At 73.8% G+C, this 25,988-nt stretch carries 27 protein-coding genes; 7 read left to right on the forward strand and 20 right to left on the reverse strand.

Going from position 1 to position 25,988, the window contains the following annotated elements; translation table 11 throughout:
- Window positions 1-144 precede the first annotated feature (144 nt).
- The 7 genes from pyrF to GD632_RS05630 all read right to left on the reverse strand — a co-directional run bounded on the left by pyrF (window position 145) and on the right by GD632_RS05630 (window position 9,080).
- Window positions 145-993, reverse strand: a complete 849-nt coding sequence (gene pyrF / locus GD632_RS05600; RefSeq protein WP_226924640.1) for an orotidine-5'-phosphate decarboxylase — start codon at window positions 991-993, stop codon at window positions 145-147.
- Window positions 990-4,277, reverse strand: a complete 3,288-nt coding sequence (carB, locus tag GD632_RS05605; protein WP_152189669.1) for a carbamoyl-phosphate synthase large subunit — start codon at window positions 4,275-4,277, stop codon at window positions 990-992. Before carB ends, pyrF begins: the two co-directional genes overlap by 4 nt.
- The gene (carA, locus tag GD632_RS05610) at window positions 4,277-5,491 is read right to left on the reverse strand and encodes a glutamine-hydrolyzing carbamoyl-phosphate synthase small subunit (RefSeq protein ID WP_152189672.1); all 1,215 of its coding nucleotides are present in this window, start codon (window positions 5,489-5,491) and stop codon (window positions 4,277-4,279) included. Before carA ends, carB begins: the two co-directional genes overlap by 1 nt.
- Window positions 5,488-6,807, reverse strand: a complete 1,320-nt coding sequence (locus tag GD632_RS05615; protein ID WP_152189674.1) for a dihydroorotase — start codon at window positions 6,805-6,807, stop codon at window positions 5,488-5,490. Before GD632_RS05615 ends, carA begins: the two co-directional genes overlap by 4 nt.
- Entirely contained in the window at window positions 6,804-7,793 is a 990-nt protein-coding gene (locus tag GD632_RS05620) for an aspartate carbamoyltransferase catalytic subunit (protein ID WP_152189676.1), read from the reverse strand. Before GD632_RS05620 ends, GD632_RS05615 begins: the two co-directional genes overlap by 4 nt.
- Window positions 7,790-8,350 carry a bifunctional pyr operon transcriptional regulator/uracil phosphoribosyltransferase PyrR gene (gene pyrR, locus GD632_RS05625; protein WP_152189678.1) on the reverse strand — a complete coding sequence of 187 codons (561 nt, stop codon included), beginning with the start codon at window positions 8,348-8,350 and terminating at the stop codon, window positions 7,790-7,792. Before pyrR ends, GD632_RS05620 begins: the two co-directional genes overlap by 4 nt.
- A 232-nt stretch (window positions 8,351-8,582) precedes the next feature.
- The gene (locus tag GD632_RS05630) at window positions 8,583-9,080 is read right to left on the reverse strand and encodes a CinA family protein (RefSeq protein ID WP_226924641.1); all 498 of its coding nucleotides are present in this window, start codon (window positions 9,078-9,080) and stop codon (window positions 8,583-8,585) included.
- 110 nt (window positions 9,081-9,190) lie between these two features.
- Here GD632_RS05630 and GD632_RS05635 point away from each other — a divergent pair, with 110 nt between their 5' ends.
- Together GD632_RS05635 and GD632_RS05640 are read left to right on the forward strand one after the other, a co-directional pair.
- Window positions 9,191-9,625 carry a DUF4383 domain-containing protein gene (locus GD632_RS05635; RefSeq protein ID WP_152189680.1) on the forward strand — a complete coding sequence of 145 codons (435 nt, stop codon included), beginning with the start codon at window positions 9,191-9,193 and terminating at the stop codon, window positions 9,623-9,625.
- Window positions 9,622-10,158, forward strand: a complete 537-nt coding sequence (locus GD632_RS05640) for a DUF2231 domain-containing protein (RefSeq protein ID WP_152189682.1) — start codon at window positions 9,622-9,624, stop codon at window positions 10,156-10,158. Before GD632_RS05635 ends, GD632_RS05640 begins: the two co-directional genes overlap by 4 nt.
- Before the next feature lie 11 nt (window positions 10,159-10,169).
- Here the strand turns inward: GD632_RS05640 and lgt are convergent, their stop codons facing one another.
- From lgt to hisI, 9 genes are all read right to left on the reverse strand, one after another.
- Window positions 10,170-11,111, reverse strand: coding sequence for a prolipoprotein diacylglyceryl transferase (lgt, locus tag GD632_RS05645; protein WP_452176641.1), 942 nt, complete (start codon window positions 11,109-11,111; stop codon window positions 10,170-10,172).
- 214 nt (window positions 11,112-11,325) lie between these two features.
- On the reverse strand, window positions 11,326-12,141 hold the full coding sequence (trpA, locus tag GD632_RS05650) for a tryptophan synthase subunit alpha (RefSeq protein ID WP_152189685.1): 816 nt from the start codon (window positions 12,139-12,141) through the stop codon (window positions 11,326-11,328).
- Window positions 12,141-13,433 carry a tryptophan synthase subunit beta gene (trpB, locus tag GD632_RS05655; RefSeq protein ID WP_152189687.1) on the reverse strand — a complete coding sequence of 431 codons (1,293 nt, stop codon included), beginning with the start codon at window positions 13,431-13,433 and terminating at the stop codon, window positions 12,141-12,143. Before trpB ends, trpA begins: the two co-directional genes overlap by 1 nt.
- Complete coding sequence (gene trpC, locus GD632_RS05660) at window positions 13,430-14,245, reverse strand: indole-3-glycerol phosphate synthase TrpC (protein ID WP_152189689.1); 816 nt, start codon at window positions 14,243-14,245, stop codon at window positions 13,430-13,432. The genes trpB and trpC overlap by 4 nt, the downstream gene beginning before the upstream one ends.
- Window positions 14,246-14,328: 83 nt before the next feature.
- Window positions 14,329-14,607 carry a hypothetical protein gene (locus tag GD632_RS05665; protein WP_152189691.1) on the reverse strand — a complete coding sequence of 93 codons (279 nt, stop codon included), beginning with the start codon at window positions 14,605-14,607 and terminating at the stop codon, window positions 14,329-14,331.
- Complete coding sequence (locus GD632_RS05670; RefSeq protein WP_152189694.1) at window positions 14,604-14,888, reverse strand: hypothetical protein; 285 nt, start codon at window positions 14,886-14,888, stop codon at window positions 14,604-14,606. Before GD632_RS05670 ends, GD632_RS05665 begins: the two co-directional genes overlap by 4 nt.
- A 41-nt stretch (window positions 14,889-14,929) precedes the next feature.
- Window positions 14,930-15,562 (reverse strand): Trp biosynthesis-associated membrane protein, encoded by a 633-nt coding sequence (locus GD632_RS05675; protein WP_152189696.1) that lies wholly within the window; start codon window positions 15,560-15,562, stop codon window positions 14,930-14,932.
- Window positions 15,559-17,115: an anthranilate synthase component I gene (locus GD632_RS05680; protein ID WP_152189698.1), complete on the reverse strand. Its 1,557-nt coding sequence runs from the start codon at window positions 17,113-17,115 to the stop codon at window positions 15,559-15,561. The genes GD632_RS05675 and GD632_RS05680 overlap by 4 nt, the downstream gene beginning before the upstream one ends.
- Complete coding sequence (hisI, locus tag GD632_RS05685; protein WP_152189701.1) at window positions 17,112-17,480, reverse strand: phosphoribosyl-AMP cyclohydrolase; 369 nt, start codon at window positions 17,478-17,480, stop codon at window positions 17,112-17,114. Before hisI ends, GD632_RS05680 begins: the two co-directional genes overlap by 4 nt.
- Window positions 17,481-17,875: 395 nt before the next feature.
- Here hisI and GD632_RS05690 point away from each other — a divergent pair, with 395 nt between their 5' ends.
- Window positions 17,876-18,361, forward strand: coding sequence for an OsmC family protein (locus GD632_RS05690; RefSeq protein ID WP_152189703.1), 486 nt, complete (start codon window positions 17,876-17,878; stop codon window positions 18,359-18,361).
- Between the two features lie 87 nt (window positions 18,362-18,448).
- Here the strand turns inward: GD632_RS05690 and GD632_RS05695 are convergent, their stop codons facing one another.
- The 4 genes from GD632_RS05695 to GD632_RS05710 form a co-directional block, all read right to left on the reverse strand.
- The gene (locus tag GD632_RS05695) at window positions 18,449-20,305 is read right to left on the reverse strand and encodes an ABC transporter ATP-binding protein (protein WP_152189705.1); all 1,857 of its coding nucleotides are present in this window, start codon (window positions 20,303-20,305) and stop codon (window positions 18,449-18,451) included.
- Complete coding sequence (locus GD632_RS05700) at window positions 20,302-22,191, reverse strand: ABC transporter ATP-binding protein (RefSeq protein WP_319633105.1); 1,890 nt, start codon at window positions 22,189-22,191, stop codon at window positions 20,302-20,304. The genes GD632_RS05695 and GD632_RS05700 overlap by 4 nt, the downstream gene beginning before the upstream one ends.
- Before the next feature lie 95 nt (window positions 22,192-22,286).
- Window positions 22,287-22,529 carry an SHOCT domain-containing protein gene (locus tag GD632_RS05705; protein WP_152189707.1) on the reverse strand — a complete coding sequence of 81 codons (243 nt, stop codon included), beginning with the start codon at window positions 22,527-22,529 and terminating at the stop codon, window positions 22,287-22,289.
- A 44-nt stretch (window positions 22,530-22,573) separates the two neighbouring features.
- Complete coding sequence (locus tag GD632_RS05710) at window positions 22,574-23,119, reverse strand: nucleoside/nucleotide kinase family protein (RefSeq protein WP_152189709.1); 546 nt, start codon at window positions 23,117-23,119, stop codon at window positions 22,574-22,576.
- A gap of 71 nt (window positions 23,120-23,190) precedes the next feature.
- Here GD632_RS05710 and hisF point away from each other — a divergent pair, with 71 nt between their 5' ends.
- The 4 genes from hisF (at window position 23,191) to GD632_RS05730 (ending at window position 25,812) form a co-directional block, all read left to right on the forward strand.
- The gene (gene hisF / locus GD632_RS05715) at window positions 23,191-23,961 is read left to right on the forward strand and encodes an imidazole glycerol phosphate synthase subunit HisF (RefSeq protein ID WP_152189711.1); all 771 of its coding nucleotides are present in this window, start codon (window positions 23,191-23,193) and stop codon (window positions 23,959-23,961) included.
- 69 nt (window positions 23,962-24,030) lie between these two features.
- Window positions 24,031-24,672 carry a TIGR03085 family metal-binding protein gene (locus tag GD632_RS05720; protein ID WP_193311357.1) on the forward strand — a complete coding sequence of 214 codons (642 nt, stop codon included), beginning with the start codon at window positions 24,031-24,033 and terminating at the stop codon, window positions 24,670-24,672.
- Between the two features lie 72 nt (window positions 24,673-24,744).
- Window positions 24,745-25,095: a VOC family protein gene (locus tag GD632_RS05725; RefSeq protein WP_226924643.1), complete on the forward strand. Its 351-nt coding sequence runs from the start codon at window positions 24,745-24,747 to the stop codon at window positions 25,093-25,095.
- 45 nt (window positions 25,096-25,140) lie between these two features.
- A complete protein-coding gene (locus GD632_RS05730) occupies window positions 25,141-25,812 on the forward strand; it encodes a DNA alkylation repair protein (RefSeq protein WP_152189717.1) in 672 nt (223 codons plus the stop codon).
- Window positions 25,813-25,988 lie beyond the last annotated feature (176 nt).

The raw sequence follows: 25,988 nt of genomic DNA on the forward strand, positions 1-25,988 counted from the left end.
GGGCTGAGGGCAAGGTACCCAGCGACCAGCTCAGTGTGCCAGTACCCGCAAGGCCCCAGAACCGGCCCGGTGGGGGTGGCGGGGGTCGTCCTCACCACACTTGTTCGCACCGCGCCACCGGGACCGGCCGACGGGCGTGGCCGGTCAGCGGCCGAGGGCGGCGTGGACATCGGCGACGGCCTGCTCGGCGGCGCCGGCGAGGCCGTCCGGACCGGCCGCGAGGACGGCGCGCGAGGTACTGGCGAGCACCGCCTGCTCGGCGCCGGCGAAGACCTCGGCGACCTCGGCCCGCCCGGCGCCCTGGGCGCCGAAACCCGGGGCGAGGAGCGGGGCCCGCGAGCCGGCGAGGTCGATGCCGAGCCGGCGGGCGGCGTCACCGATCGTCGCGCCGACGACGAGCCCGACCGAGCCGAGGCCGGTCGGCACCGGGCCGCCCGCGTTGAGCGCGCCGACGCCGTCGACGATCCCGGCGGCGACCGCGCGCCCGTCCGCGCCGACGGCGTGCTGCACCGACGCCCCCTCCGGGTTGGAGGTGAGCGCGAGGACGAACACTCCCCTGCCCGTGGCGTGGGCCAGCTCGACCGCAGGGGCGAGGGAGCCGAGCCCCAGGTACGGCGAGAGGGTGACGGCGTCCGCGGCCAGGGGGGCGCCGTCGGCGAGGTAGGCCTGGGCGTAGCCGGCCATGGTGGAGCCGATGTCCCCCCGCTTGACGTCGAGGACGCTCAGCGTGCCGGTCTCCCGGCACGCGGCGAGGACGTCCTCGAGGACGGCGACGCCCGCCGAGCCGTGCCGCTCGAAGAGCGCCGACTGCGGCTTGAGCGCCGCCACGCGTCCGCCGAGCACCTCGACGACCCGCATCGCGAACTCCCGCAGGCCGGCCGCGTCGTCGGGCAGCCCCCACCCGGCGAGCAGGCCCGGGTGGGGGTCGATGCCGACGCACAGCGGCCCGTGCTCGGCCATCGCCGCGGCGAGCCGGGTGCCGAAGGGGGTCACCGGGCCGCCCGGGCGGCGTCGTGCTCCTGGAGGGAGGTGACGGTCATCGGGCCGAGCCCGGCGGCCTCGATCGCCTGGACGGCGGCCGAGAGCTCCTGGACGGTCGTGATGATCGGCTTGTCGGCCGCCGTCGTCGCCGTGCGGATCTCGTAGCCGTCGGCGCGGGCGCCCTGGCCGGAGGGGGTGTTGACGACCATGTCGACCTGGCCGGTCTCGATGAGGTCGACGATCGTCGGCTCGCCGTCCGGGCCGCGGCCGTCCGAGGCCTTGCGCACGAGCCGCGCGGGGATGCCGTTGCGGCGCAGCACCGAGGCGGTGCCGCTCGTGGCGAGGATCTCGAAACCGAGGCTCTGCAGGCGTGCGACCGGGATGGCCAGCGCCCGCTTGTCACGGTCCGCGACCGACACGAAGACCGTGCCGGTGGTCGGCAGCCCGCCGTAGGCAGCGGCCTGGGACTTGGCGAAGGCACGCGGGAAGTCGACGTCGTAGCCCATGACCTCACCGGTCGAGCGCATCTCCGGGCCGAGGACGGTGTCGACGACGGAGCCCGCACGGGTGGCGAACCGCTTGAACGGGAGCACCGCCTCCTTGACGGCGATCGGCGCGCCGAGGTCCAGGCGGGTGGCGTCGTGCTCGGGCAGGATCCCCCGCTCGCGCAGCTCGGCGATGGTCGCGCCGGCCATGACGAGCGAGGCGGCCTTGGCCAGCGGCACACCGGTGGCCTTGGCGACGAAGGGCACCGTGCGCGAGGCGCGCGGGTTGGCCTCGATGACGTAGAGGACGTCGGAGACGAGCGCGAACTGGATGTTGATGAGCCCGCGCACGCCCACGCCGTCGGCGATGGCCCGGGTCGACTCGGCGATCCGGGCGATCTCGCGCTCGGAGATCGTCACCGGCGGCAGCACGCACGCGGAGTCGCCGGAGTGGATACCGGCCTCCTCGATGTGCTCCATGACGCCGCCGAGGAAGAGCTCGGTGCCGTCGTAGATGGCGTCGACGTCGATCTCGGTCGCGTCGTCGAGGAAGCGGTCGATGAGGAGCGGACCGGTCGTGGCGCCGATGCCGGCGCGGACTGCGTAGTCCCGCAGCTGCGCGACGTCGTAGACGATCTCCATGCCGCGGCCGCCGAGCACGTAGGAGGGCCGCACGAGCACCGGGTAGCCGATGCTCTCGGCGACCTCCTCGGCCTGCGCGAGCGACGTCGCCGTGCCGAAGGCGGGTGCGGGCAGGCCGGCGCGGTCGAGGACGGCGCCGAAACGGCCGCGGTCCTCGGCGGCGTCGATGGCCTCCGGCGGGGTGCCGAGGATCGGCACGCCGGCGTCGGCGAGCCGCTGCGCCAGGCCCAGCGGCGTCTGGCCGCCGAGCTGGACGACGACGCCGGCGACCGGGCCGACGGCGAGCTCGGCGTGGTAAACCTCGAGGACGTCCTCGAAGGTCAGCGGCTCGAAGTAGAGCCGGTCGGAGATGTCGTAGTCGGTGGAGACCGTCTCCGGGTTGCAGTTGACCATGACGGTCTCGTACCGCTCGGCCAGCGCCATCGTCGCGTGGACGCAGGAGTAGTCGAACTCGATGCCCTGCCCGATCCGGTTGGGGCCCGACCCGAGGATGATGACGGCCTCGCGCTCACGGGGCTCGACCTCGGTCTCCTCGTCGTAGGAGGAGTAGTGGTACGGCGTCTGCGCGGCGAACTCCGCGGCGCAGGTGTCCACCGTCTTGTAGACGGGGCGCAGGCCGTAGGCGTGGCGCACCTCGCGGACGGTGTCCTCCGACAGGTCGCGCAGCTGGCCGATCTGGACGTCGGAGAACCCGTGGCGCTTGGCCCCCGCCAGCAGGTCCGGCGTGAGGGCCGGCGCGGCGCGCAGCTCGGTGGCGACCTCGTCGAGGAGGACCATCTGGTCGAGGAACCAGGGGTCGATGGACGTCGCCGCGAAGAGCTCCTCGACGGTGGCGCCGCCGCGGATCGCCTGCTGCACCTGGACGAGCCGCTCCGTGGTGGGCGTGCGCACGGCCTCGAGGAGCGCGGCGGTCTCCTCGGCGTCGGGTGCCTCGCCCTGCCAGTGGAAGACGCTGCCCTTGGCGTCGATGGAGCGCATCGCCTTCTGCAGGGCCTCGGTGTAGCTGCGGCCCAGCGCCATCGCCTCGCCCACCGACTTCATCGTGGTCGTGAGGACGGGGTCGGCGGCGGGGAACTTCTCGAAGGCGAAGCGGGGCACCTTGACGACGACGTAGTCCAGCGCCGGCTCGAAGGAGGCCGGGGTGGTCTTCGTGATGTCGTTGGGGATCTCCTCGAGCGTGTAGCCCACCGCCAGGCGCGCGGCGATCTTGGCGATCGGGAAGCCGGTGGCCTTGGACGCGAGCGCGGAGGAGCGCGAGACGCGGGGGTTCATCTCGATGACGACGATGCGCCCGGTGTCCGGCTCGACGGCGAACTGGACGTTGCACCCGCCGGTGTCGACGCCGACGGCCCGGATGATCGCGATGCCGATGTCGCGCATCCGCTGGAACTCGCGGTCGGTGAGCGTCATCGCCGGGGCGACGGTGATCGAGTCACCGGTGTGGACGCCCACGGGGTCGACGTTCTCGATCGAGCACACGACGATGACGTTGTCGGCCTTGTCGCGGATGAGCTCGAGCTCGAACTCCTTCCAGCCGAGGATCGACTCCTCGAGGAGGACCTCGGTGGTCGGCGAGTAGTGCAGGCCGGCGCCGGCGATCCGCTCGAGGTCCTCGGCGTTGTACGCGAGGCCCGAGCCGAGGCCACCCATGGTGAAGGACGGGCGCACGACGAGCGGGTAGCCCAGCTCCTCCGCGGCGGTGTGGCACTCCTCCATCGAGTGGGCGATGACCGAGCGGGCGGAGCTGGCGCCGCACTGCTCGACGATGTCCTTGAAGGCCTGACGGTCCTCCGCGGCGTGGATGGAGGCGACGGACGCGCCGATGAGCTCGACGTCGTACTCGGCCAGCACCCCGGCCTCGTCGAGCGCGATCGCGGTGTTGAGCGCGGTCTGCCCGCCCAGGGTGGGCAGCAGCGCGTCGGGGCGCTCCTTGGCGATGATCGTCGCGACGACCTCGGGGGTGATCGGCTCGACGTAGGTGGCGTCGGCGATCTCCGGGTCGGTCATGATCGTCGCCGGGTTGGAGTTGACGAGGATGACCCGCAGGCCCTCCTCGCGCAGCACCCGGCAGGCTTGGGTGCCGGAGTAGTCGAACTCCGCGGCCTGCCCGATGACGATCGGCCCGGAGCCGATGACGAGAACGGAACGCAGGTCGGTACGACGCGGCATCAGGCGTCCTCTCCGGTCGTCTGGGAGCCCGCCTGCCGCCGGGCGGCGACGAGCTCGAGGAAGCGGTCGAACAGGTGGGCGGCGTCGTGCGGGCCGGCGGCCGCCTCGGGGTGGTACTGGACGGAGAAGGCGGGGATGTCGAGGGCGCGCAGGCCCTCGACGACGCCGTCGTTGAGGCTGATGTGGGAGACCTCGACGCGACCGAAGCGTCCGTCGTCGTAGGGGGCGAGGCTCTCCTCCCCCACGGGCGCGTCGACGGCGAAGCCGTGGTTGTGCGCGGTGATCTCGACCTTGCCGGTGGACCGGTCGAGGACGGGCTGGTTGACGCCGCGGTGGCCGTAGTCGAGCTTGTAGGTCCCGTAGCCGAGGGCGCGCCCGAGGAGCTGGTTGCCGAAGCAGATGCCGAAGAAGGGCAGCCCCTGGGACAGCACCCCACGCAGCACCTCGACCTCGTGGTCGGCGCTGCCCGGGTCGCCCGGGCCGTTGGAGAAGAAGACGCCGTCCGGGTTGAGCGCGACGATCTCCGCGAGCGTCGTGTGCTGGGGGACGACGTGGACGCGCGCGCCGCGCTCGGCGAGCTGGGCGGGCGTGCGGGCCTTGATCCCGAGGTCGACGGCGACGATCTCGGCCAGCGGCTCCTTGCCCTCGAACTCGCCGGTGGGCTCGACGACGTAGCGCTCCTGGGTGGTCACCTCCCCGGCCAGGGCGGCGCCGCTCATCGCGGGCGCCTGGCGGACGAGGTCGACGAGCACGCTGATCGCCGAGGCGTCGCGCGCCGTCGCACCGGCCGGCAGGGCCGAGCCGGAGAAGATGCCGGCGCGCATGACGCCGCGGTCGCGCAGGTGGCGGGTGAGGGCGCGGGTGTCGAGGTGGGCGATGCCGACGACGCCCTGCTCACGCAGCTCGTCCTCGAACTCGCGGGTCGAGCGCCAGCTCGAGGCGCGCCGCGCGGGCTCGCGCACGACGAGGCCGGCCACCCAGATGCGGGTGGACTCGGGGTCCTCGTCGTTGGCGCCCGTGTTGCCGATGTGCGGGGCGGTCATCGTGACGATCTGACGGTGGTAGGAGGGGTCGGTGACCGTCTCCTGGTAACCCGTCATCGCCGTCGCGAAGACGATCTCCCCGACCGTGCGGCCCTCGGCGGCGTAGGCCTGCCCGGAGAGGACGTAGCCGTCCTCGAGGACGAGCAGGGCGTCCTCACGCTGGTTCCTCAACGGGTTCCTCCTGTGTGGTCGGCGACGGGCTGGGCGTCGAGCACGGTCGCACGCCCGCGGAGGAACGTGGCCACGACGCGCCCTGGAAGGGTACGGCCCTGGAACGGGGTGTTGCGGCTGGTGGTCGCCTGGTGGGCGCCGTCGACGACGACGCGCGCGGCCGGGTCGACGAGGGTGAGGTTGGCGGGCTCCCCGACGGCGATCGGGCGCCCGTGCCCCTCGACGCGCCCGATCCGGGCGGGGGTGGTCGACAGCACGCGCGCGACGCCCGCCCAGTCGAGCAGGCCCGGCTCGACCATCGTCTCGATGACGACGGGCAGGGCGGTCTCCAGCCCGGTCATCCCGAAGGCGGCGTCGGCCCACTCGCAGTCCTTGGCCTCCACGGGGTGGGGTGCGTGGTCGGTGGCGACGATGTCGATGGTCCCGTCGGCCAGCGCCGCCCGCAGCGCAAGGACGTCCTCCTCGGTGCGCAGCGGCGGGTTGACCTTGTAGACCGGGTCGTAGCTGCGGGCGAGCTCGTCGGTGAGGAGCAGGTGGTGCGGGGTGACCTCGGCGGTGACGTCGATGCCGCGGGCCTTGGCCCAGCGGACGATCTCGACGGACCCGGCGGTCGACAGGTGGCAGATGTGGACCCGGGAGCCGACGTGCTCGGCGAGGAGGACGTCGCGGGCGATGATCGCCTCCTCCGCGACGGCCGGCCAGCCGGTGAGCCCGAGCTCGGAGGACACGATGCCCTCGTTCATCTGGGCGCCCGCGGTGAGGCGCGGCTCCTGGGCGTGCTGGGCGATGACGCCGTCGAAGGCCTTGACGTACTCCAGGGCCCGGCGCATGAGGACGGGGTCCCACACGCACAGGCCGTCGTCGGAGAAGACCCGCACGCGCGCCTGGGAGGCGGCCATGGCGCCGAGCTCGGCGAGCTGCTCCCCCGCCAGGCCCACGGTGACGGCGCCGACGGGCAGGACGTCGGCCCAGCCGGCCTCGCGGCCCAGCCGCCACACCTGCTCGACGACGCCGGCGGTGTCGGCGACCGGCTGGGTGTTGGCCATCGCGTGGACGGCGGTGAAGCCGCCGAGCGCGGCGGCGCGGGTGCCGGACCACACCGTCTCGGCGTCCTCGCGGCCGGGCTCGCGCAGGTGCGTGTGGAGGTCGACGAGGCCGGGCAGGGCGACGAGCCCGTCGGCGTCGACGACGGTCGCGTCGCTGCCCGCCTGCGCGGCGGCGTCGGGGCCGGTGGCGGCGATGACGCCGTCGGTGAGGAGGAGGTCGGTGGGCTCGGTGCCCAGGGGCGCGGCGCCCCGGATGAGGTGGCTGGTCACGCGGGGGCTCCCTGCGTCGTCGTGGGCGCCGGCGCGCCGGCGAGGAGGTGGTAGAGGACGGCCATGCGCACGGAGACACCGTTGGCGACCTGCTCGACGATGGTCGAGCGGGGGCTGTCGGCGGCCGCCGCGGAGATCTCCAGGCCGCGGTTCATCGGGCCGGGGTGCATGACGATCGCGTGGTCGGGCAGGCGCGCGAGGCGCGCGCCGGTGAGGCCGTACCGGCGGTGGTACTCCTGGGGGGAGGGGAAGAACCCGCCGCCGGAGCTCGACATCCGCTCGCGCTGGACGCGGAGCATCATGACGGCGTCCGGGCCGGTGGCGAGGGCCGCGTCGAGGTCGTACTCGACCTGTACGGGCCACGCGTGGGCACCGACCGGCACGAGGGTCGGCGGGGCGACGAGCGTGACGTGCGCACCGAGCGTGGTGAGGAGGTTGACGTTGGAGCGGGCCACCCGGGAGTGGAGGACGTCGCCCACGACGACCACCCGCAGACCGGTGAGGTCGCGGCCGCGGGAGTCGCCGTCGTCGTCCGCCGCGAGGTGGCGGCGCACCGTGTAGGCGTCGAGGAGCGCCTGGGTGGGGTGCTGGTGGGTGCCGTCGCCGGCGTTGACGACGGGCACGTCGATCCAGCCGGAGTGGGCGAGGCGGTGCGGGGCGCCCGAGGCGCCGTGGCGGATGACGACGGCGTCCGCGCCCATCGCCTGGAGGGTCTGGGCGGTGTCCTTGAGGGACTCGCCCTTGGACACGCTCGAGCCCTTGGCGGCGAAGTTGATGACGTCCGCGGACAGGCGCTTGGCGGCGGCCTCGAAGGAGATGCGCGTGCGGGTGGAGTCCTCGAAGAAGAGGTTGACCACGGTGCGGCCACGCAGGGTGGGGAGCTTGCGGATCTCCCGGGACTGGGTGACGGCCATCTCCTCGGCGGTGTCGAGGAGGGCGACGGCGGCGTCGCGGTCGAGGTCGGCGGCGGAGAGCAGGTGCCTCATCGCTCCTCCCCCTCGGCCGGCTTGACGATGGTGACGGCGTCCTCGCCGCCGTCGACGTCCCCGAGGGTGACCTGGACCCGCTCGTGGCGGGAGGTCGGCAGGTTCTTGCCGACGTAGTCGGCGCGGATGGGCAGCTCACGGTGGCCGCGGTCGACGAGGACGGCGAGCTGGACCCGGGCCGGGCGGCCGAGGTCGTTAATCGCGTCGAGGGCGGCGCGGATGGTGCGCCCGGAGTAGAGGACGTCGTCGACGAGGACGACCGTGGCGCCGTCGATCCCACCGGCCGGCACCTCGGTACGCATGAGGGTGCGGGTGGGCTGGGAGCGCAGGTCGTCGCGGTACATCGTGACGTCGAGTGTGCCGAGCTCGGCGCTGCCGCCGGCCGCGAGCAGGCGCTCGTGCAGGCGCCGGGCGAGCGGGGCGCCGCGGGTCGGGATGCCGAGGAGGACGAGGCGGTCCTCAGGATCGGTGCGCTCGAGGATCTCGTGGGAGATGCGGGTCAACGCCCGGGTGATCTCCGGGGGACCGAGCACGGGTACGACAGGGCCGTGGGCCATCTGGCTGACTCCTTCCCCGCCTCACAGGACGGGTCTTAAAGGACGGGCAGATCGCGCCTCATGCTAGTGGCGCGGCTCCCCGCGCGGCCCCGCGTCTCACCGTGGCGGACAAGGTGCGACCCACCTCACACCAGGAGGACCCGGCCCCCCTACCGCCGACAGCCGACTTACCGCCGACAGCCGACTTACCGCCAACAGCCGACTTGCCGCCGACAGCCGACTTACCGCCGGCTCAGCTGTGACCCGCGTCCTCCAGGCCCGCGCCGAGGAGCTCGAGCGCGCGGGTGGTCGTCGCGTCGAGGATCTCCTGCGGGTCGCCGTCGAAGTGGTGCTGCTCGCAGGTCGTGCCGGCCGGCGTGTGGATCGCGATGAACACGGTGCCGACCGGCTGGTCCTCCTGGCGGTCCGGTCCACCGACCCCGGTGACCCCGACGGCGCAGTCGGCGCCCAGCACACGCGCGGCGCCCTCGGCCATCGCTCGGGCGCAGTCCTCGCTGATGACCGGGACGTCGGGGACGCCGAGCGCCTTCTGCTTGGCCTCGACGGTGTACGTGACGGCGCCGCCGGAGAACCAGCTGCCGGCGCCGGGGGCGGCACCGAGATGGACCGCGATCTGTCCGCTCGTGAGGGACTCCGCGGTGGCGACGGTGACGCCGCGGTCACTCGCGCGCTCGGCGACGATCTTGGCGAGCTGCTCGGCGTCGCCGGTCATGTGGGGGGAGGTAGCCATGGACCGAATTGTCACGGCCGCCCCGCCCGACGGCATCCGCTGGCCCCGGGATGCGCCCTGTGCCCCCCGACACGATCATGGGCGGGACCCGACCAGTGCTGGAGGATGTCATGTCAACCACCCGAGCCCCCGCACCGAGGCGGGGGACGCACCAGTGGCTCGCGCTCCTCATCGGAGCGGTCTACCTCGTCGTCGGCATCGCCGGCTTCGCCGTGACGGGCTTCGACGGCTGGACCGAGCACGACCACAGCCAGACGCTTCTCGGCTTCGCCATCAACCCGGCGCACAACGTCGTCCATCTCCTCATCGGGCTTCTCGGCGTCGTCCTGTGGCGCACGGCGAGCGGAGCACGCACCTTCGGCTGGCTGCTCGTCGTCGGGTACGGCGCGGCGTTCGTCTACGGGCTGTTCGTCGTCGACAACCCGGACGCGAACTTCCTCAACATCAACTGGGCCGACAACTGGCTGCACCTGGCCTCGGTCCTCGGTGGCCTGCTTGTCGCGCTGCTGCCCTACCGGACCACGGCGAAGGGAGCCGACCGGTGACCGCGACCGACTCCCTGGGCGCTCGGCTCGCCGCCGTCGTCGAGAAGGACGACCGGCTCGACGGTCTCGTCTCCGCCCTGTCCGGCCCGACGCAGCAGCTCATCGCCTCACCGGGCAGGCGTGACCTCCTGCTCGGCAAGCAGCTCGGGCACGCCCTGCACCCCATCCTCACCGACCTGCCCATCGGGTTCTGGACGAGCTCGGTCGTCCTCGACCTGACGGTGCCGGGCTCGCACCGAGCCGCTCGTCGGCTCGTTGGTCTCGGTGTCCTCGCCGCCGTCCCGACGGCGGTGACGGGCTGGGCGGAGTGGGCGCGCACCGGCAAGCGCGAGGACCAGCGCACCGGCGTCGTCCATGCGGCCGCGAACGGCGCGGCGGCCGCCCTGTTCGGCGGGTCGTGGCTGGCGCGGCGCTCCGGGCGGCACGGCACCGGCAAGGTGCTGAGCCAGCTCGGCAGCCTCGCGCTCATGGGCGGTGGCGCGCTCGGCGGTCACCTCGCGATCGGGCGCAAGGTGGGCAGCACCTACAGCTGAGCAGCGAGCGATCAGCGCTCGGTGTGCCGGTCCTCCACGGAGGAGGGCTCGTCCGCGCCGGGCCGGGTGACGTCGTCGTCCTCGACGACGACGGCGTCGTCACCCGCCGCGTCGGCGGGTTCGTGCCCGGGGAGCCAGATCTCCTCCTCCTGGCCGCGGGTGCGCCGCCCGACGCGGACGAAGATCGCCAGGGCGAGGAGGAAGACGAGCGCCGAGGTCCACACGTTGAGGCGCACGCCGAGGACCGTCTCGGCGGTGTCGATGCGCAGGTACTCGATCCAGCCCCGGCCCAGCGTGTAGAGCATGACGTAGAGCCACATGACCCGGCCGTGGCGAAGGCGGAAGCGGCGCTCGGCCCACAGGAGCACGCCGACCATCGCGAGGTTCCACACCATCTCGTAGAGGAAGGTGGGGTGGAAGAGGAGGCCGGGGTCGGTGTATCCGGCGACGCGGTGGGCGGCGTCGATCTCCAGACCCCACGGCAGCGTGGTCGGGGCGCCGTAGAGCTCCTGGTTGAAGTAGTTGCCCAGGCGGCCGATCGCCTGCGCGACGAGCAGTCCGGGCGCGAGGGCGTCGGCGAAGGGGGCGAGCCGCAGGCCGCGGCGGCGCATCGCGATCGCGGCGCCGACGGCGCCGCCGGCGATCGCGCCCCAGATCCCCAGCCCGCCGTTCCAGATCTCGATGATCCGCGCGGGGTTACCGTTCTCCCCGAAGTACGCGTCGGGCGAGGAGATGACGTGGTAGATCCGCGCGCCGACGATCCCGAAGAGCACCATCCACAGCGCGACGTCGATCGCGGTGTCCCGCGGACCGTCCTTGGCGGTGTACCGGCGGTCGAGGATCCACCAGGCCGCGACGATTCCGAGCCCGATGGCCAGGGCGTAGACCCGCAGCGGGAAGGGCCCGAGGAACCACTCCGCCTGGGACGGGCTGGGGATCGATGCGGGAAGGATCAGCACCCGGGCAGCGTAACGTGCCCGGCTTGCGACGATTCCCGAAGCCGCGGGGTGGCGGTCACGAACAACTCAGCCGTCGGCGGCAACTCAGCTGTCGGCGACAAGTCGGCTGACGGCGACAAGTCGGCTCTCGGCGACAAGTCGGCTCTCGGCGGGAAGTCGGCTGTCGGCGGGAAGTCGGCTGTCGGCGGGAGGGGGACGACAGGCGGGGTTAGCGGCGGACGCCGGCGGACAGGTCCTCGACGAGCGCGCCCAGCGCGGCGAGGGCGGCCTTCTCGTCGGGGTCCTGCAGGGTGCGCACGAGCGCGGAGCCGACGATGACGCCGTCGGCGTACTCGGCGACCTCCGCGGCCTGCTCCCCGGTCGAGACGCCCAGCCCCACGCACACGCGCTGCGCGCCGGCGGCCCGGGTGCGGGCCACGAGCTCGCGGGCGTGGGTGTCGACGGCGGACCGGACGCCGGTCACGCCCATCGTCGAGGCGGCGTAGACGAAGCCGCGGGAGGCCTCGGCCGTCATCGCGAGGCGCTCGTCGGTGGAGCTCGGCGCGACGAGGAAGACCTTGTCGAGGTCGTGCTCGTCGGCGGCGGCGACCCAGTGGCCGGCCTCGTCGGGGATGAGGTCGGGAGTGATGAGGCCCGCGCCACCCGCACTGGCGAGGTCGCGCGCGAAGCGCTCGACGCCGTAGCGCAGCACCGGGTTGTAGTACGTCATGACGAGCACGGCGGCGCCGGTCTTGGCGACCGACTCCACGGCGCGCAGCACGTCGGTGATCCGCGTGCCCTGCGCGAGTGCCTGGGTGGTCGCGTGCTGGATGACCTCCCCGTCCATGCCGGGGTCGGAGTACGGCAGACCGAGCTCGACGACGTCCGCCCCGGCCGCGACGGCCGCGCGGGCGGCGGCGACGGACCGGTCGACGGTCGGGAAGCCGACCGGGAGGTAGATGACGAGACCCTTGCGGCCCTCGGCGAGGGCGGCGTCGATGGCCTCCCCGGACCCCCGGCGGGAGGTGGTCGTCTGCTGGCCCATCAGTTCTCCACGCTCCCCGTCGCCTCGTAGCCGGCGCCGTCCACCGAGCCGGTCTTCGCCTCGTCCTGCGGCTTCGCTGCCGACTCGTCATCGAGCAGCCCGAACCACGCCGCCGCCGTCTCCACGTCCTTGTCCCCGCGCCCGGAGAGGTTGACGAGGATCGTCGGGGCCGGCTCCCCCGCGTCCGCCGCCGCCCTGCCGAGCCGGATCGCCCCGGCCAGCGCGTGCGCGCTCTCGATCGCCGGGATGATGCCCTCGGTGCGGCACAGCAGCCGGAAGGCCTCCATGGCCGAGGCGTCATCGATCGGGACGTAGTCGGCGCGGCCGGCCTCGGCGAGCCACGCGTGCTCGGGTCCCACGCCGGGGTAGTCGAGGCCGGCGGAGATCGAGTGCGACTCGACCGTCTGCCCGTCCTCGTCCTGGAGGAGGAAGGTGTGCGCGCCGTGGAGCACGCCCGGCGTGCCGGCGGTGATGGAGGACGCGTGACGGCCCGTCTCGACGCCGTCGCCGGCCGCCTCGCACCCGACCAGGCGCACGGCGGCGTCGTCGAGGAAGGCGTTGAAGATGCCGATCGCGTTGGAGCCGCCACCGACGCAGGCGACGACGGCGTCCGGCAGGGAGCCGGTGAGCTCGAGGACCTGCTCGCGCGCCTCCTCGCCGATGATCTTCTGCAGGTCGCGGACGAGCCCCGGGAAGGGGTGCGGGCCGGCGGCGGTGCCGAAGACGTAGTTCGTCGTCTCGACGTTCGTCACCCAGTCTCGGAACGCCTCGTTGATGGCGTCCTTGAGCGTGCGCGAGCCGCTGGACACGGGAACGACCTTCGTGCCGAGCAGCTCCATGCGCGCGACGTTGAGCGCCTGGCGGCGCACGTCCTCCTCGCCCATGTAGATGACGCACTCGAGGCCGAGGAGCGCGGCCGCGGTGGCCGTCGCGACGCCGTGCTGGCCGGCACCGGTCTCGGCGATGACCCGCTTCTTGCCGAGCTTGCGGGTGAGCAGCGCCTGCCCGAGGACGTTGTTGATCTTGTGGGACCCGGTGTGGTTGAGGTCCTCGCGCTTGAGGATGACCCGCGCACCCCCGGCGTGCTCGGCGAAGCGCGGCACCTCGGTGATGATGCTCGGGCGTCCCGTGTAGGTGCGGTGCAGCTCGGCGAGCTCGGCCTGGAAGGCGGGGTCCTCGCGCAGCTCGCGCCACGCGGTGTCGAGCTCGTCGAGCGCGGCGACGAGCGCCTCGGCGACGAAGCGGCCGCCGAAGCGACCGAAGTAGGGGCCCTCGGCCTGGCTCAGGCTCACTTGCGCACCGACCGGAGGGCGGGGTGCGCCCCGGCGGCGACCATGTCGGCCACCGCCTGGCGGGGGGTGCCCTGGGTGACGAGCGCCTCGCCGACGAGGACGACGTCCGCGCCGGCGCGGGCGTAGTCGAGCACGTCGTGCGGGCCGCGGACACCGGACTCGGCGACCCGGAGCAGCCCGCTGGGCACGACGTCGACGACGTTGGCGAAGACGGACCGGTCGACCTCGAGGGTGTGGAGGTTGCGGGCGTTGATCCCGACGACCTGTGCACCGGCGTCCACCGCGCGCTTGGCCTCCTCGCGGTCGTGCGCCTCGACGAGGGCGGTCATCCCGAGGGAGTGGACGCGCTCGACGAGCGAGGTGAGGACGGTCTGCTCGAGGGCGGCGACGATGAGGAGGACGAGGTCCGCGCCGTAGGCCCGGGCCTCCCACACCTGGTAGGGGGTGACGACGAAGTCCTTGCGCAGGACCGGCACGTCCACCGACGCCCGCACAGCTGCGAGGTCCTCGAGGGAGCCACCGAAGCGCCGCCGCTCGGTGAGGACGGAGATGGCGCTGGCGCCGCCGGCCTCGTAGTCGCCGGCCAGCCCGGCGGGGTCGGCGATGTCCGCCAGCGCGCCCTTGGAGGGGCTGGACCGCTTGACCTCGGCGATGACGGTGACGGCCTCCTCGCCGCCACGCAGTGCCGCGACCGCGTCCTTGGCGCCCGGCTGCTGCTGGGCACGCTCCTTGAGCGCGTCGAGCGGCACCTGCTGCTCACGCTCGGCAAGGTCCTCGCGGACCCCGGCCACGATGTCTTCCAGGACCGTCACGGTGTCTCCCTCCCCTGGTTCTGGGTCCCATGGTAGGGGCCACGACTGACCCCCCGGCCCACCGTCCGGCTAGCGGGCGGGTGCTACACCCCGATGACCACGCCGACGACGGCGAGCAGCCACAGCAGGGCACCGACGGCCCCGAGCAGGATGCCCGCGACCGCCTGCGGGCGGTTGCTCGCCCGCCCGGCCGAGTGGGCGAGCACGCCGTTGACCCCGAGGACGACGGCGGTGATGCTCACGAGCGCCCCCGCGACGACGACGGCGACCGCCGCCGGCGCGAGCAGCGCGACGAGACCGAGGACACCAAGTCCGAGCGCCCAGCTCCCGAGGCGGTTGCTCTCCGTGGCGGGGTTGCTCACGCGTACCAGTCGGGCTGCCCGGCCTGCGGCGGGTTGTCCCGGTTCCGCGGCTGGCCCATGCCCATGACGCTGAGGACCCCGCTGACGACGAGCGCGAGGACGAGGATCGCGCCACCGACGGCGATGATCCACATCTCCCACATGATCATGCCCAGGGCGACGACGACGGCACCCACGCACACGCCCCAGAACATCACCCAGCCTGCGACGGTCTTGCCCTCGTTGTGGAACGGGGCGACCGGGGGCAGGTCGTAGTCGCGGCTCGTGCCGTCGTGCGCCATGGGTCGAGTCCTCTCAAACGGTCCGTGGTCTGCCGGCAAGCCTATCGGTGCTCGGGCTCGGTCGGGTCCTCGCCCCGCCCGAGCGCGTCCCAGTCGTCCATGGCCCGGACGCGGTCGTCCCGTGCCTCGGCGCCCGCAGCGGGACGGGGGCGCGCCCCCGCGGCGGGGGCCCGCTCGAAGCGGCGCCCGCCCGCCGTCGTCGTCCTCGCGGCGCGCAGGACGAGGACGGCGGAGGCCGCGACGAGCACGCCGGCCGCGACCGCGAGGTAGGGCCACGGGGTGGTCGACGGCTCGGCTGAGATCTCGCGCACACCGCTGACGGCGGCGGCCGCGGCGAGGAGCGGCGGCCGGGGGTCGAGGAGGAAGCCGACCGCCGCGGCGGCCAGCAGGGCACCGAGCACGACGAGGGCGACGGCGCAGATGCGGCTCACCCACCGGCCGCCCAGCGCCACGGCCAGCGCGGTGGCGAGGACGGCCAGGCCGGTGGCGGTGGTGGCCGGCGCGGCGTCCCCGCCGCTGACGGTCACGGTCTGCTCGGCCAGCACCGTCGGCACGGGCGCGCTCGCCCAGGTGAGCAGCGACAGCCCGAACGTGACGACGCCCAGGACGAGGACGACGACGACGGCGCGTCCCCGCGTCGGCGGCCGGCGGGACGAGCCCCCCGGCGTCGTCATCCCTGCTCCTCGGCGGGGCGCAGGGACGCGGCGACGTGGACGGCACGCAGCGCGGCGGCCGCCTTGTTGCGGGACTCCTCGTACTCGAGCTCGGGGACGGAGTCGGCGACGATCCCGGCCCCCGCCTGGACGCTCGCGACGCCGTCGCGGATGTACGCGGTGCGGATCGCGATGGCCATGTCGGCGTCGCCGGCGAAGTCGAGGTAGCCGATCGTGCCGCCGTAGATACCGCGGCGGGCGGGCTCGAGGTCGTCGATGAGCTCGATGGCGCGGGGCTTGGGGGCACCGGAGAGCGTGCCCGCGGGGAAGGTCGCGACGAGGCTGTCCAGGGCCGTGGACGTCTCGCGCAGCCGCCCGGTCACCGTCGAGGAGATGTGCATGATGTGGCTGTAGCGCTTGACCTCCATGAGCTCGACGACCTCGACGGTCGTCGGCTCGCAGACCTTGACGAGGTCGTTGCGGGCGAGGTCGACGAGCATGATGTGCTCCGATCGCTCCTTGGGGTCGGCGAGGAGCTCCTCCCCCAGCGCACTGTCCTCCTCCGCGTGCGCGCCGCGCGGGCGGGAGCCCGCGATGGGGAAGGTGACGACGGTGCCGTCGGTGACCTTGACGAGCGTCTCCGGGCTCGAGCCGACGACGGCGAAGCTCGCCGAGCGGCCCTCGGCCGGCTCGTCGGGCAGCTCGAGGTAGTACATGTACGGGCTTGGGTTGATCGTGCGCAGCGCGCGGTAGACCTCGAGCGGGTCGGCCGGGGAGTCGACGTCCACGCGCTGGGACAGGACGAGCTGGAAGACCTCCCCGTCCCGGATGGCCTGCTTGGCCGCCTGGACACCGTTCTCGAAGTCCTCGCGGGTGGTGCGGTAGCGCAGCTCCGCGGGCTCCGGCGCGCCGGGCGCGGTGACGGCGGCGTGGCTGGTCACCGGTGCCAGGAGCGCGGCCTGCATCGCGTCGAGCCGGGCGACCGCGTCGGCGTGGGCCTGGTCGACGCGCTCGTCGGTGTCGTCGAAGTTGATGGCGTTGGCGATGAGCCACACCGAGCCGTCGGCGTGGTCGACGGCGGCGAGGTCGCTGGCCAGGCACAACGCGACCTCGGGGGCGTCGAGCTCGGTGGGGGCGTTGGCGCGCAACCGCGGCTCCCACTGGCGCAGGACGTCCCAGCCGAGGGAGCCGACGAGCCCGCCGGTGAGCGGGGGCAGGTCGGGCAGGGCCGGGGTGTGCAGGACACGCAGCGTCTCGCGCAGGACGTCGAGGACGGGACCTTCGGTGGGCACACCCACCGGGACGTCACCGAGCCACGTGGCGCGCCCGCCGCGGGACAGGAGCGTCGCGCGGGAGCGGACGCCGACGAAGGACCACCGCGCCCAGGCGCCGTGCTCGGCGGACTCGAGGATGAAGGTCCCCGGCCGGCCGGCGGCGAGCTGGCGGTACAGGCCCACGGGCGTGACGTCGTCGGCGAGGAGACGGCGGACGACCGGGATGACGCGGCGGCCGGCGGCGAGCTCGCGAAACGCCGGCAGCTCGGGCCAGGTCGCGCCCCACTCGGGGGCGCTCATGCCGGCCCGCCGTCGCCGAGGACGGCACCGAGGTCGCCGCCGGCCTCGAAGCACGTGCGGGTGCCGGTGTGGCACGCCGGGCCGACCTGCTCCACGCGCACGAGCAGGGCGTCGCCGTCGCAGTCGAGGGCGACCGAGCGCACGTGCTGGACGTTCCCGGACGTGTCGCCCTTGCGCCAGTACTCCTGCCGGGAGCGCGACCAGTAGGTGGCGCGGCCGGTGGTGAGGGTGCGGGCGAGGGCTTCGTCGTCCATCCAGCCGACCATGAGGACCTGGTCGGTGGAGTCGTCCTGGACGACGGCGCAGACGAGGCCGGAGCTGTCGCGCTTGAGCCGGGCGGCGATCGAGGGGTCGAGGCTGGACACCCGTTGATCTTGCCAGATCGGCCGCCGTCACCGGCCCCGGAGCCAGGCGGTGACGGCCCACGCCCGCGACGGCGCCGGTCAGCGCCGCCGAACCGACGCCGGACCGTGCGCGTGCCCTCGCACCGCCCGGGTGCCGCGGCGCGCTGGAGGGCGAGCAGGCGGTGCGCACCACCTGGTGCGCGAGCGGGCGCGGTGTGGCCACCGGGAGGGCCTGTCGGGAGCCGATCGGCAGGTGTTAGCAGACGGCCGTGCGACGAAGAAGCCGGTCGGGTGCCCGTCTCGCCGCGCGGGACCGTCCCGGCCGAGGGGTCCCGTAGCCCGGGCACGGCGTGTCAGGGCCTGCGGCCCTTCCTAGCGTGCAGGCACGACACCCGACGACGACCCGGAGAGAACCGATGACCGCCACCGCCGAAGCACGCACCACCGACCCGACGCCCCGCCTCGCCTCCTTCACCGCGACCGGCCGCTCGACCGGCTCCTTGTCCACCGCCGTCGCGGCCCGCCAGTTCGGCTTCGTCGTCGCCGAGCCGCCCTCCCTGGGGGGCACCGACGAGGGCGCCAACCCGATCGAGTACGTCCTCGGCGCGCTCAACGGCTGCGTCACCGTGGTCGTCGAGACGGTGGCGGCCGAGCTGGGGATCGCCGTCGACGGCGTCACGACCGAGGCGACGGGGACCCTGGACATCCGCGGCTTCGCCGGCACCGCCGACGTCTCCCCGCACTTCCAGACCCTCACTCTCACCGTCACACTGACGACGTCCGTCCCCGAGGCCGAGCTCGGCGAGCTCAAGGCCCAGGTGCTGCGCCGCTGCCCGCTGTTCAACCTCATCCGCGACGCCGGCGTCCCGATCGACGAGACCTGGACAGTCCAGCAGCGCTGATCCCCCACCTTCGCAATTGGTCGCTTGGGCGACGCCTTCTGGCTCGCAGGCGTCAGCCAGCCGACCAATTGCGGAGTTGGGTGACCATCAGCGGGTCTGGCGGACCCAGCTCTCGTGCATGCGGGCGTAGACGCCGCCGCGGCTCACCAGCTCGCGGTGGTGGCCGACCTCGACGACGTGCCCCGCGTCGACGACGACGACGAGGTCGGCCGCCTCCGCCGTCGAGAGCCGGTGGGCGATCGCCACGGACGTGCGACCGGCCTGCAGGCGTGCCAGCGCGCGGCTGATGCGGCCCTCGGTCGCGGGGTCGACGGCGGAGGTCGCCTCGTCCAGGACGAGCAGGTCCGCGTCGGCGAGGTAGGCGCGGGCGATGGCGACGAGCTGCCGCTCCCCCGCCGACAGCGACTCCCCGCGCTGCCCCACGGGCGTGTCGAGGCCGTCGCTGAGCGTGGCGAGCCAGTCGGTGAGGCCGAGCTCGGCGACGGCGGCCTCGACCTGCGCGCGCGGGTGCGGCAGCCGGCCGTAGGCGACGTTCTCGGCGATGGTGCCGTCGAAGAGGAAGCCCTCCTGCGGGACGAGCACCACCCGGCTGCGGAGCGTGGCGAGCGGCAGCTCGCGCAGGTCGGAGCCGTCGAGGAGGACCTGCCCGCTCGTGGGGTCCATGAGGCGGGTGAGGAGCTTGCCGAGGGTGGTCTTGCCCGAGCCGGTCTCCCCGACCATCGCCACCGTCGTTCCCGGCGGGATCGTCAGGTCGATGCCGTGGAGCACCTCCGGCCCGCCCGGGTAGGCGAAGCGGATGTCACGGAACTCGACGGAGGCCGCCCGGCCCCCGCCGTCGTCGGCGAGTCGGCTCTCGGCGGTAAGTCGGCTCTCGGCGGAAAGTCGGCTCTCGGCGGTAAGTCGGCTCTCGGCGGGAAGGGGGGTGGCGGCGGGGTCGGTGATCTCCAGCGGCGTCTCGAGGACGGCGATGACACGGCGCCACCCGGCGACGGCGTTCTGCAGCTCGTTGAGCATCTCGGTCGCGTTCTGCACCGGACCGGTGAACATCTGGACGAGGAAGAGGAACGCGAGCAGCTGCCCGAGCGTGAGGTGCCCGCCCAGCGCGAGGAACGTGCCGGTCACGACCGTCGCGCCCAGCGCCAGGGCGGAGAACGCCATGCCGGTGGAGAAGGCGAGGGCGGTGAAGGTCTGCGCCTTGATCGCGTCGGCGCGGTGGTCCTGGACGGCATCGTCGATGCGGCGCTGGGTGCGCCCCGAGGCGCCGTAGGCCCGGATCGTCTCCGCACCGACGATCGACTCGGAGATCGCGCCGAGCATGACGCCGACCTTCACGCGCACCGCCCCGTACGCCCGGGAGATCACCCGCTGGGCCCGTGGCGCGAGCACGAACATCGGCGCGAAGCACAGCCACACGACGAGCGCGAGCAGCGGCGAGTACACGAGCATCGCGACCGTCGCCATGAGCAGCTGGCCGATGTTGAGGATGAGCTGGAGCCCGCCGAACTGGACGAAGCGGGAGACGGTGTCGACGTCGCTGGTGACGCGCGAGACGAGCGAGCCGCGCCGCTCGGCGTTCTGCGTGAGCACCGAGAGGTCGTGGACGTGGCGGAAGGTCCGCGTGCGCAGCTGGGCCAGACCGCGCTCGCTCGCGCGGAAGAGCCGGATGTTGACGGCGGAGCTCGCCAGCCCTGCGAGGAGGACGAAGGCGAGGGCGAGCAGTGCAGTACGCACGACGACGGGCACGTCCGGTCCGCCGTCGGCCATGATCGCGTTGTCGGTGACCTGCTGGATGACGACGGGCACGACGACGCGCCCGGCGGTCGCCACCACGGCCAGGGCGAGGGTCCAGCCGATGCCCTGGAGCATCGCCGGGGACAGCTGCAGACCACGGCGGACGGTCGCGACGACGCCCAGCTCGGAGGACGCGGAGATCGTCGAGCTCATCGGGCCTCCTCCTGCTCGGCGGTACGGCGGGCGTAGCTCGAGGCCAGCTCGACGTAGCCGGGGTCGCGGGCCATGAGCTCCTCGTGGGTGCCGACGTCGACGACGCGGCCCCGCTCGAGGTGGACCACCTCGTCGGCCAGCGCGATGGTCGCGGTCCGGTAGGCGACGAGCAGGACGCTGACGCCGCTGCCCGCACCGAGCCCCGCGAGGATCTCCTGCTCGACGACGGGGTCGACGGCGCTGGTCGCGTCGTCCAGGACGAGCAGGCGCGGGCGGCGCACGAGGGCGCGGGCGATGGCGAGGCGCTGGCGCTGGCCGCCGGACAGCGTGGCGCCGCGCTCCCCCACGACCGTGTCGAGCCCGGCGGGCAGCGCGCGGACGAAGCCCTCGGCGCGAGCGGTGCGCAGCGCGGCCCACACCTCCTCGTCGGTGACCGTCGCACCGTCGTCGAGGGCGACGTTCCCGCGGATCGTGTCGTCGAAGACGAAGGTCGACTGGCTGACGAGGGCCACCTGGCGGGTGCGCTCGGCGTGGCTGAGCTCGCGCACGTCGACGCGGTCGAGGAGCACGCGGCCGGCGGTGGGGTCGACGAGCCGGGCGACGAGGGTGACGAGCGTCGACTTGCCCGAGCCGGTGGGGCCGACGACGGCGACGGTCCGGCCCGCGGGCACGCGCAGGCTCACGTCGCGCAGCAGCGCGACCCTCCCGCTCCCGTCGGTGCCGGCCTCCTCCCCCATCTCGCTGGGGACGAGCCGCGCGGGCACCTCGAGGGTGACGCCCTCGACGTCGAGCGTGAGCCCGCCCTGCCCGTCCAGCCGGCCGCGCCCCTCCGGCATCGAGCCCTGGGCGTCGACGACGTAGGAGAGGCGGTCGTGACCCACCGTCGAGCGGGGCAGCTCGGCGAGGACGAAGCCGATCGCGCGCACCGGGAACGTCATGAGGGTGAGGAGGTAGGCGATCATCACGAGGTCGCCGGTCTCGGCCGCGCCGCGGGAGACCTGCCCCGCCCCGACGGCGACCACCGCGAGGGTGGCGACCGAGGGCAGGAACTCGATGATGGGGTCGAAGACCGACCGGACCTTGCCCATCTCGATGTTCGCGTCCTGCAGCCGCTCGGTGACGGCAGCGAAGCGCTCCTCCTCGACGGCCTCGGTCCCCAGCGACTTGACGAGCAGCGAGGCCTCGAAGGACTCGTGGGCGACGTCGGAGACCTCGGCCCGCAGCCGCTGGGAGGCCGCCACCCGCGGGGACATGTGCCGCCGGAACACCGCGTTGACGACGACGACGACGGGCAGCACGCTCACCCCGATGACGCCCATGAGCGGGTCGGCGACGAGCATCGCGGCGCCGGCGACGACGAGCATGACGGCCACACCGATGGCGAAGGGCAGCGGCATGAACACGCCGGAGGCGGCCTCGGCGTCGGCGTTCGCGTTGGACAGCAGCCGCCCGGCGGGGTGGCGCCGGTGCCAGGACATCGGCAGGCGCAGGTACTGGCGGGTGACGCGCAGCCGGTGCGCGGCCTGGATCTCGTAGACGGCCGCCCCGGCCCACACGCGGCGCCCGGCGACGGCGGCGGCGGTGACGAGGCCGACGAGGAGCAGGCCGAGGCCGGCGAGCCAGACGTGGGAGGTCGGCACGTCGTCGCCGGTGAGGGCCGGGGTGATGACGCGGTCGGTCACCTGGCCGAGCAGCAGGCCCGAGCCGACGGTCCCGAGCCCGTAGAGCACCGAGCTGGCGACGGCGAGGGTCGAGGTGCGCGGGGAGTCGCGCATGCCGCGGCCCATGAGGGCGAAGGAGCGGCGCAGCGTGCCGCCGGGCAGACGGTAGGGCCGTGGTCCGGGGCCGGGCTCGAAGCGCCGCGTCCGGGTGGTGGTCTCCGGCACGGCGGTCTGCTCCTCGGCTCACACGGTGATCGGGCCAGGGGATCCCGGGCCGCGGACAATCCTCGCACAGGGGGACCGCGCCGCACCCGCGCGGCTCAGAGCTGGTCGAGCAGCCGCTCGCGGCGCCTGTCGTACTCCTCGTCGCTGATCGCGCCGGACGCGTGGAGCGCCGCCAGCGCCTGGACGCGGGCCACCGTGTCCCCGGCGGTACGGTGCCGCAGGAAGCGCGTCGCGGCGGTGACAGCGAGGGTGATCGCGACGAGGATGGCGACGAGCACCAACGACCACACCGCGTCGTAGGTCGCCGGCAGCACCTGGTTCGTGGCGAACGTTGCCATGGCGCCACGGTAGCGCCGGCACCCGCGCGCCGCGCGCGGTTGCGCTACTCGGTCGAGGTGTCGAGCACGAGGTCCGCCGCCGCGCGGGCGTCCCGCTCGGCGAGGAGCGCGCTCTCCTGGGCCGCCCACGTCGACCACTGGTCCAGCCACGTCCCGTCGTCGCGGGCCATGGCGCGGTGGTGACGTTCGGGCTCGGGCGCCTCGAGCCACACGAGCGCGTCGACGTAGGGGGCGCAGGGCAGCGAGCCGGCACCGCAGCCCTCGAGGACGACGACGGTGCTCGGCTCCACCCGCACCGTCCCGTCCAGCTGCCCGCTCAGCCAGTCGTAACGCCGGTAGGTGCCGGGGCGGCCGGCGCGCAGCTCGGCGAGGACCCCGGCGGCGATCTCCTCCACCCCCTCGCGCAGACCCCGCCACCCGCGGTAGGCGTCCTCGAGGGCGAGGACCTGTGCCCCGGGCACGCGCTCGACGACGGCGGCGGCGAGCTCGGACTTGCCCGCACCGGACCGGCCGTCGAGGGCGAGGACGAAGGGCCGCCGACCGGTGGGGCGCACCGGGAGGAGCGCGAGGACGCGCTCGAGGTGAGTCACCCCACGAACGCTACCGGCCGCCGCCTCGCCCGGGCGGATACGCTCTGCCCAGCCGTGATTCTGGAGGAACGATGAGTGTGGCCGTGCGCGTGATCCCCTGCCTGGACGTCGACGCAGGACGCGTCGTCAAGGGCGTGAAGTTCGAGAACCTGCGCGACGCGGGTGACCCGGTCGAGCTGGCGCGCCGCTACGACGCGGAGGGCGCCGACGAGATCACCTTCCTCGACGTCTCGGCCTCCACCGAGGACCGCGCGACGACGCTCGACGTCGTCTCCCGCACGGCCGAGGAGATCTTCGTGCCGCTGACCGTGGGCGGCGGAGTGCGCGCGGTGGAGGACGTCGACCGCCTGCTGCGCGCCGGCGCGGACAAGGTGGGGATCAACACTGCCGCGGTCGCCCGCCCCGAGCTGCTCAGCGAGGTCGCCGAGCGCTTCGGGCGCCAGGTCATCGTCCTGTCCGTGGACGCGCGCCGCTGCCGCGACGGCGCCACGACCCCGTCGGGCTACGAGGTCACGACCCACGGCGGGCGCCGCGGCACCGGGATCGACGCCGTCGCGTGGGCCGTGGAGGCCGCCGAGCGCGGCGCGGGGGAGATCCTCCTCAACTCCATCGACGCGGACGGCACCGAGGACGGCTTCGACATCGAGATGCTCACCGCGGTCCGCGCCCGGGTGGGTGTGCCGCTCATCGCCTCCGGCGGCGCCGGCAGCGCCGCGCACTTCACCGAGGCCGCGCAGGCCGGGGCGGACGCGGTCCTCGCGGCCTCGGTCTTCCACTTCGGCACGCTGACGGTCCACGAGGTCAAGGACGCGATGCGCGCCTCGGGCGTGGCGGTGCGCTGAGCCGGCGCTGACCGTAGCGTGGGTCCCGGCCCTCGGTGGGGCCACCCCAGAGACGGACGGAGTACCCACGTGTCACGTGCCAGGTGGAGCGAGGCGGAGCGCCGGGCGCTCGCCGCTACCTTCCGGGAGGTCGGGCCCGGTGCGCCGACCCTGTGCGAGGGCTGGCGCAGCGAGGATCTGCTCGCCCACCTCGTCCTGCGCGAGACCCGGCCGTGGGTCATCGGCCTGGACATGACGGCGAAGCCGGAGCCCGGTGAGGAGCCGCGGCAGTCGCAGGTGGCGCGCGCGGCGAGCACGCCCGGTGGTTACGCGGCGCTCGTCGACGAGCTCCTCGGCACCGACGGCGTGCGCCCGACCCGTTTTCTCGGGGACGCGGCCAACCTCGTCGAGTTCGTCGTCCACCACGAGGACCTGCGCCGCGCCGGGGACTCGCCGCGGCCGCAGCGCCGGCTCCCTGCGGAGATGCGCGACGCCGTGTGGAAGCAGCTCGCACTGATGGGCAGGATGGCGGCGCGCAGGTCCCCGGTGGGCGTGGTCCTCGTGAGCTCGGCCGGCCCCCGGACCGTGGTGAAGCGCGGCGCGGACTCGGTGGCCGTCGTCGGCGACCCGGTCGACCTCGCGCTCTACCTCATGGGCCGCGGCGAGCGCGCCGAGGTGGAGGTCCAGGGCTCCCCCGACACCGTCGCCTCGTTCACCGCCGCCATGGCCTGAGCGGCACGGCGCTCACTTCCGCGCCCCGCCACGGTCTGACCTGGCATGGGTATGACGACGAGAGTGCTCAGCGTGTCGGTCCCCGTGGCCGACCAGGACGCCGCGCTGCGGTTCTACACCGAGGTGCTCGGTTGCGAGCTGGTCGCGGACGTCGAGGTGTGGCCGGGGGCGAGGTACGTCGAGGTGCTGCCGCCGGGCTCGGCGGTCGCCATCGTCCTGCTCCGCCCGGACGGGGAGATCCCGGTGGCCGTGCGGCTCGGCACACCGGACGCCGCGGCAGCGCACGCCGCGGTCCGCCGGGCCGGGGTCACGCTCCACAACGAGGAGCTCGTCCGGATGGACGGCGTGCCGCCGATGTTCTCCTTCACCGACCCGGACGGCAACGGCCTCGTCTACCTCGAGGACGACGCACGGCCCGCCTGAGCGGGGCGGCGGCCTAGGCTGGCGTCACCCGAGCAGGAGGCGCAGATGACCGACGTGGCCGTGGACGACGTGATGGCCGAGCTGGCGGCGCTCGAGGACCCGCGCATGCGGGAGGCGAACGAGCGTCGCGGTGACGACCACGGGGTCAACCTCGGCCAGCTGCGCGCCGTCGCCAAGCGGCTGAAGACGCAGCCCGAGCTCGCGCGGGCGCTGTGGCGGACCGAGGACACGGCCGCGCGGCTCCTTGCCGTCCTCGTCAGCCGTCCCAAGGCGTACGCGTGGGACGAGCTCGACGCGATGCTCCGTGAGGCGCGCAGCCCCAAGGTGCACGACTGGCTGGTCTCCTACGTCGTGCGCAAGAGCCGGCACGTCGAGGACCTGCGCCTGGCGTGGCTCGAGGACGCTGACCCGGTCGTGGCGAGCGCCGGCTGGGCGTTGACGACCGACCGCGTCGCCAAGAAGCCCGAGGGCCTGGACCTCGGCGGCCTCCTCGACGTCATCGAGGCCGAGATGAAGGACGCGCCGGACCGGCTCCAGTGGGCGATGAACCACTGCCTCGCGCAGATCGGTATCGAGCACCCCGACCACCGCGCCCGCGCCGTCGCGATCGGCGAGCGGCTGCGGGTCCTCGAGGACTACCCCACTCCCCCGAACTGCACCTCGCCGTACGCGCCGGTGTGGATCGCGGAGATCGTGCGGCGGCGGAGCGCGTCGTAGGCACGGTCACGCACGTGACCGTCGAGCGGCCCGAGCGGCCCGGACATGGCCCGACTGGGCGCTCGGTAACGGCGGTTGCGAACGCCTCGAGCTGGGCCACCGGGTCGACAACCCCGCGTCCGGACTGGTCGCCGCCGCGGCCGGCTTCGTCCGCGAGGGACGCGAGCGGGCGAAGT

Source organism: Georgenia satyanarayanai (genome assembly GCF_009193135.1).
In the GTDB taxonomy this organism is placed as follows: Bacteria; Actinomycetota; Actinomycetes; order Actinomycetales; family Actinomycetaceae; genus Oceanitalea; species Oceanitalea satyanarayanai.